The organism is Mesorhizobium sp. XAP4 (assembly GCF_029269325.1).
GTDB lineage: Bacteria > Pseudomonadota > Alphaproteobacteria > Rhizobiales > Rhizobiaceae > Mesorhizobium > Mesorhizobium ciceri.
In genome coordinates this window covers 1-316 of the sequence record NZ_JARIXW010000041.1, presented here as the reverse complement: position 1 = coordinate 316, position 316 = coordinate 1, and the positions used below count along the sequence as shown (strand labels likewise).

General features: G+C 60.8%; 1 protein-coding gene. It reads right to left on the bottom strand.

The window, feature by feature from the left end:
• On the bottom strand, positions 1 to 182 hold a 182-nt coding region (locus tag P3C39_RS32900), incomplete at its 3' end, for a DUF2243 domain-containing protein (RefSeq protein WP_275955469.1).
• Positions 183 to 316: the final 134 nt, after the last annotated feature.

Genomic DNA, 316 nt, shown 5'->3' with positions numbered 1-316 from the left:
TGCAGGCCGAGCAGCCAATGGAACACAATGGCGTCCACCAGATGCCAGACGCCGAACCCGATGAAGGCCAGCCGAAGGATCTCGGTCGTCGTTACGTCCCGCCTGCCTGCTGCCCTCGCCGCCACCACCAGCACCGTCCCGCCAACGCCGCTTACCCTCCGACTAAGTCGGATCGTAGCCATGTCGTTCTGTGAGCCAAGGAGTTGCATAGGCCGATTGTCTTCCTAAGACCGCTTGGCCTCCGACTTGTGAGCCAAGGAGTTGCATAGGCCGATTGTCTTCCTAAGACCGCTTGGCCTCCGACTTGTGAGCCAAG